Origin of the sequence: Alkalinema pantanalense CENA528, assembly GCF_050753345.1 — a bacterium.
In the GTDB taxonomy this organism is placed as follows: Bacteria; Cyanobacteriota; Cyanobacteriia; order Leptolyngbyales; family Leptolyngbyaceae; genus Alkalinema; species Alkalinema pantanalense.
In genome coordinates this window covers 1-5,884 of record NZ_JBLZFX010000170.1, presented here as the reverse complement: position 1 = coordinate 5,884, position 5,884 = coordinate 1, and the positions used below count along the sequence as shown (strand labels likewise).

The 5,884-nt window shown below is 47.9% G+C and carries 5 protein-coding genes and 1 pseudogene; 1 reads left to right on the top strand and 5 read right to left on the bottom strand.

The window, feature by feature from the left end:
* The 3 genes and pseudogenes from ACN4EG_RS26920 to ACN4EG_RS26910 all read right to left on the bottom strand — a co-directional run.
* Nucleotides 1-118 (bottom strand): transposase (locus ACN4EG_RS26920; protein ID WP_431628167.1); only part of this gene is annotated, 118 nt, incomplete at its 3' end.
* A 138-nt stretch (nucleotides 119-256) separates the two neighbouring features.
* Nucleotides 257-1,323, bottom strand: a pseudogene (locus ACN4EG_RS26915) (IS630 family transposase).
* A gap of 121 nt (nucleotides 1,324-1,444) precedes the next feature.
* The gene (locus tag ACN4EG_RS26910) at nucleotides 1,445-2,416 is read right to left on the bottom strand and encodes an NAD(P)-dependent alcohol dehydrogenase (protein WP_431633367.1); all 972 of its coding nucleotides are present in this window, start codon (nucleotides 2,414-2,416) and stop codon (nucleotides 1,445-1,447) included.
* Nucleotides 2,417-2,564: 148 nt separating this feature from the next.
* On the opposite strand from ACN4EG_RS26910, the gene ACN4EG_RS26905 reads away from it, so the two are divergent.
* Nucleotides 2,565-3,251 carry a TetR/AcrR family transcriptional regulator C-terminal domain-containing protein gene (locus ACN4EG_RS26905; RefSeq protein WP_431633366.1) on the top strand — a complete coding sequence of 229 codons (687 nt, stop codon included), beginning with the start codon at nucleotides 2,565-2,567 and terminating at the stop codon, nucleotides 3,249-3,251.
* A gap of 31 nt (nucleotides 3,252-3,282) precedes the next feature.
* Here the strand turns inward: ACN4EG_RS26905 and ACN4EG_RS26900 are convergent, their stop codons facing one another.
* Nucleotides 3,283-4,488 carry a glycerate kinase family protein gene (locus tag ACN4EG_RS26900; RefSeq protein WP_431633365.1) on the bottom strand — a complete coding sequence of 402 codons (1,206 nt, stop codon included), beginning with the start codon at nucleotides 4,486-4,488 and terminating at the stop codon, nucleotides 3,283-3,285.
* A gap of 199 nt (nucleotides 4,489-4,687) precedes the next feature.
* A partial coding sequence (locus ACN4EG_RS26895; protein ID WP_431633364.1) for an SLC13 family permease occupies nucleotides 4,688-5,884 on the bottom strand: 1,197 nt, incomplete at its 5' end.

The window sequence follows — 5,884 nt, the reverse complement described above, 5'->3', positions numbered from 1 at the left end:
CTGTTGGGTGTAGCTCATACTGGCTGGCCAGTTCCGCTACGGTTTTATCTCCTCGCACTGCTGCTAAGGCTACTTTGGCTTTGAAGTCGGCATTGTACTGTTTGCGTTTATTGCCCATGAAATACTCCTATCACAGTTTGAGTTTTCAGAGCTTAACGACCTGTCCAGTTTTTGGGGGCCACCGCAGGATTAACCAACGTCGCACTAGCCGATTTCCCCTACAGCCTTTTTGGCGTAAATTCCGCCTTTTAAGTAGCTAGGCCGAATTAAATATAAAACGTTCAACATTGTATCCTTTGGAAAGATAGCGGTTCTCTACCCCAGCTATAATTGCCATCGCCAAGTCATAGGAATTATCAAACATCCGGCCCGATAGCTCATGGGCTTTTAACTGATGCCACTCCCCCTCAATCAAATTCATCTCTGAGCAATAAGGCGGCAGGAAAAACATCATCAGTCCTTGTTCTGCCCAACTATCCCATTGCGCTTGGCTCACTTTACTCTTGTGTAATGAGCCGTTGTCCTGAACCACCACTGTCATTTTTCCCGTGGCTGCTAAGGTCTGCGCCGCTTTCTCGGCGATCCAATTCATCACCTTAATGTAACTATCGCTTTTAAACCCACCTTTGACTAAGCCATACTCAAACCCCTTACCCGCTTCCCATAACCCTAAAATACTGATGCGACGACTGCCGTAAACGATCAGAGCTTGTTCTTGGCATTTTTGTTCTCCAATCCGACTGTACCCGTAACAGACTGGCCTCCACAGCGCAAATCCTGATTCATCTAAGTATTTCAAATCTACGAGGTCCAGACTGGCCCATTGTTTGAGCATGGCTAGGTCTGCTTGTTTGATGGCCCGCTGTACCTTGTCTTGTTTTTTGCGATGGCTATGGCGTGTTCGTTTCCATCGATAGCCTTTTTTTTAATGATCTCTCGTAATCGGTCACTACTCAGGTTAACGAGTCCTGCATCCTTCAGTTTTCGAGAGATCTGGACACTCGTGTAGGTTTGGCTGGGGTCTTCCAAACAGGCTTCGATAAACTCCATATCTTCTTCGGTCCAACGCCGTTTTGCGCCCCGTCCGGGGGCTTCCCATAATCCCGATAGCCCCCGAGCATTCCATCGTTTGATGGTCGCTCGGACAGTGTGTTCATGACAATCAAACACCTCAGCAATCGCAGGCACATTCCAGCCTTGAGCGTTTAACCGAAGCATATGAGCACGGTCGCGGGTTCGTTGAGGAACGGTGGTTGCAACTCTCAGTTCACTCAACATTTCGTCTTCTTCTGGGGTGAGAATGACACGGAGAGGGGCTGGCATATTTAGAGAGAAAAAAGACTCCTTCTATATTATATTTAATTTACCCCTTCTACTTACTCCTTAACTTGAAGATTTTTTAGCTTATGCAACCCCTAAGGAAGATGCCTATCAAATTACAACCTTAAATCACAATCACCACCTTGCCCTGTACCTGCCGCTGTTCCAACCGATGCATGGCTTCAGGCACCTCACTGAGGGTATAGCGACGATCGATCATAGGCTGCACCTGTCCCGCTTCAATCATCGTTTTCAACGTGGCTAAATCTGCTTGATTCGGCTCAGACATCAAACATTTCACTTGGCGTTGACTGCGTTTCGAGAGCCACCCCCCAAACAGCAACGCCCGCAAGAGTTGCCACGTATCCCCACCCACCATGACATAAATGCCCTGGGGTTTCAGCATCGGAAGTAAGCGATCGAAGGGACGATAGGCCGCCGCATCAAAAATTAAGTCATATTGGTTCTGCCATTGCGCCCATGGAATTTGCTGGGAATCCACCACTTCATCCGCCCCTAACGATCGCACCATCGCCATTTTCTGGGGACTACAGAGCGCCGTCACCGTTGCCCCCCAAGCCTTTGCCATTTGCACCGCATAGGAACCCACTCCCCCCGACGCCCCTTTAATTAAGACCTTCTGTCCCGGCTGCACCTGTCCCACATCCCGCAAGCCATGCAGCGCCGCCAAAGCCGACACAGGCACCGTTGCGGCCTGCTCCAAGGTTAAATTGTCCGGCTTCAGTCCCAACGCCGTCTCTGGAACCGCCACATACTCCGCAAACGCCCCAAACCCACAAGCCGACAAATCCCCAAACACCTCATCACCCGGTTGGAACTGCGTCACCGCTGCCCCCACCGCCTCCACCCGTCCCGCCATATCCGTCCCGATCGTGGAAATTTTCGGCTTCAGCCATCCCCCATAGATCAATCGCAGGAGAAACGGCTGACCCCGCATCAAATGCCAGTCTCCCGCATGCACCGAAGCCGCAGCAATACTCACCAAAACCTCATTTTCCTTAGGGACAGGCTTCGCCACTTCAGCCACCGCAAGCACATCCGCCGCGCCATATTCCGACTGCACGATCGCCTTCATTGACAAACCTCCAATACTTACAGCGTAAGTTTATTTTCCTCAATCTAACATACGGTGTAAGTTCATGAAATAATCGGTTTAGTATCAGCAAACTCATCATCCCTCTCCCCTCCTACCCCTTCTCCCCTCCTACCCTTTCCGCTGTCCCATGTCCCGAAAAAAACAGACCCCGAACCAAACAAACAGTCCCCCGCTTCCCCTCAGCCGCGATCGGGTGTTGCAATCCGCCTTGCAATTAGCGGATCAGGACGGTCTAGAAGCGCTGTCAATGCGAAATTTGGCGCAGAAATTAGGCGTCCAAGCCATGTCGCTGTATAACCACGTTGCGAATAAAGATGACCTAATCGACGGAATTGTCGATTTAGTCGTGGGAGAAATTGTCTTACCGAAGATCACCCCAGATTGGCAGTCAGAAATGCGTAAACGAGCGATTTCAGCCCATCAGGTCTTGCTCAATCATCCTTGGGCTACTTTACCCCTGGTTTCTCGCATTAACGTTGGCCCTGCCATGCTACGTTATATCGATGCCACCCTAGGCTGTTTGCGGGAAGCGGGTTTTTCCTGGGAAATGGCCGATCATGCTTGGAATACGATCGACAGTCATGTCTATGGGTTCACCCTACAGGAATTGAATTTCCCGATCGCGGCAGAGGATTATGCAACAACGGCCCAAGCATTTCTACCCATGATTCCACCCGATCAGTATCCCTACATGCATGCGCTCACCCAGGAAGTGATCACAAAACGCTACGACGGATTACATACCTTCGAACTTGGACTTGATTTACTGTTGGCCGGTTTAGATCAACTGCGCGATCGAAAATCACCTATTTAATCATCTATGCACTATTTGAATCATCTATGCACTATGCGGCGATCACTTGTTCCTGAGATGGATTCAGCGGGAGATGATCACCATGGGGTAAGTTATAGCCGAGAAGAATCATGCGTACCATCCGTTCGGCTGCATTTGTCACTAAGTTGGGTGCTTGTTCAATGGCTTCAGACAACGGACAAGGTGTTTCTAGAATTGTTGTAAAAGCATCAATCCCGTGCTCAATATTGATTTCTGCATCCTTACCGATACTGCCTGCGATTGCAATCACAGGTAGCTTATATTGTTTGGCACGCTTAGCAACTTCTACGGGAATCTTGCCACGGGGTGTTTGAAAATCAATACAACCCTCCGCCGTAATAACCAAATCGCTCTCTGGCAACCAGCGATCGAATTCTAAATACTCCATCACAATGTCATAACGTGGATAGAGCGTGGCTCCTAACAAAGCAAATAATCCTGTCCCCAAGCCCCCAGATGCACCACCTCCTGGCATTTCCCGAACCTTTAAGTGTAAATCTTGCTGAATGACCGCAGCATAGCGATCGAGGGCTGCTTCCAATGAATTAACCATTTCTGGAGAGGCTCCTTTTTGTGGCCCAAATACTCGGGCAACCCCATGGGGGCCACAAAGAATATTCTGCCAATTACAAGCGACATCAATCTGAACGTGATCCAAGCGAGGATCACGGTTCGCTAGATGAATACGATTCAGTCTATGCAGTTCGCGTCCTCCCAAACCGATTGGATGATTATCCCCATCCAGTAATTCGACTCCTAGGGCTTGCGCCATTCCTGCCCCGCCATCATTGGTTCCCGAATCTCCACAACCCACTAAAATCCGTTCTGCCCCTAAGTCTAAAGCCGCTTGAATTAATTGCCCCACACCATAAGTAGTTGTGATTTGAGGATCACGGACTTCATGAGGAACTAAACGTAAACCTGCTGCTGCTGCCATTTCTAAGACAGCGGTTCGTTGAGACATTCCACCTAAAAAGCCAAAGTGTGATTGGATAGGTTGTCCGATCGGTCCCATGACAGTCACTTCATGGATGGTTCCACTGGTTGCGTTGACTAATGCCTTAGTGAATCCCTCTCCGCCATCCACTAAAGGTGCTTTCCGAATATGAGCCTGTGGAACTACTCGCATAATTCCTGCTGCAATGCAATCTGCGACTTCATCAGCGCCCAAACTTTCCTTAAAACCAGAGGGTGCAATCAGGATATTCAAACTCATTGAAGATGCTCCTAATGTTCAAGGGGACTGTACTTTGAAATTTGATGCTCAGAGATTGCGTATTCTTTTCAGGTTGCTACAGGTTGCACTGAAAATTACAGTGCAGGGAACAGTTAACGGCTGGTAAAAAATTGTGGATTAGGATACAAGGATACAAGACGATGAGTTGGTAAAATTGTTGGGTTTGAGGAATCGAGTCCTAAAAACGCAGTCCAACCCATTGCCAATAGGTGTAATAGAAGATGATAACCAGTCCTAAGTGAAGCGGTAGCATGACAAGACTCAGACGAAATAAGTCCTTGGATGAAAATGTTGATTGTTGAACATCTTGGTAAACCAGTAATGCTTTTGAACTAACTGGCATCGTTAGGCAATAATCCATTCCTAATGTTCCAATAAACATAACAGCCACTGGATTGAGGTTTAATGTTGTTGCAAAGGAAATCATCGTAGGAACTAAGGCAACTGCACGGGCTGCATGGGATGTCATGTAGAGGTGTGACGTTAAGGAAATCAAACTGAAAATTGCTAAAATTGCAATATGTGAACCGTAATTTGTAATGCTACTCAAACGAAATGTATGATCGATAATCCACTGTGCTGCACCGGAGTGAACCAACGATCGACCAAGTACTAATGCCGAACTCACAAATAAAATCAGGTTCCAAGAGACTGAGTTGAGCGCCTCTTTCCAACTGATGACGCCGAGCTTTGGCATGGCTAGCAGGACACCCCCCAAGATCGCAATGGTTGCGAGCTTTAACCCATGGAGATTCTCAGTCATCCAAAACAGAACCATACCTGACGAAATTGCAAGCGTCAACCACTCCGATCGAGTTAAAGGTGTCTGAGATCTTTCGTCCTTTGGCAGGTGGAGGACTCGCTTGAGATGACGTCGATCGAGAAATAACTTCATCACAACCCAACAGGATAGTAAACTAGCGGTTATGCCAAAGGGTAGGCCGTATAGTGCCCACTGGCCAAAGGATATATGCTGTTGTGTCATCTGCCAGAGCAATTCATTGGCAATTAAATGAGATCCAGCGCCTACTAGGGACACAATTGTTGAAACTAGAATAATTGTTGGAATCAGAATAGATAAGGCGCGGGTGATTTTAGGATCACGTAATTCTTCAGACACGTTCCGAAAAATTGGTAAAGTAACGGCAGCGCGACCGGATGTTGAAGGGATGAAAAATGAAAGTGGAATCATAATGATTGCCATCAGCCAAAATAACTTTTCAACCGTTTGGGCACGATTGATCACGAAGCTTGTCAGGCGTGTTGCAAGCCCTGTTTTTTTGATGGCTGCACCTAGGATAAATGCTCCAATAGACGTGTTGGGAAATAATGGATAATGTGAAGCAGTAGCCCAGAGCCTTCTCATGCTGAATCT

Excerpts from the sequence above, each read along its gene's own strand:
- ACN4EG_RS26910 (WP_431633367.1), bottom strand. The coding sequence starts at position 2,416 with ATGAAGGCGATCGTGCAGTCGGAATATGGCGCGGCGGATGTGCTTGCG.
- ACN4EG_RS26905 (WP_431633366.1), top strand. The coding sequence starts at position 2,565 with ATGTCCCGAAAAAAACAGACCCCGAACCAAACAAACAGTCCCCCGCTT.
- ACN4EG_RS26900 (WP_431633365.1), bottom strand. The coding sequence starts at position 4,488 with ATGAGTTTGAATATCCTGATTGCACCCTCTGGTTTTAAGGAAAGTTTG.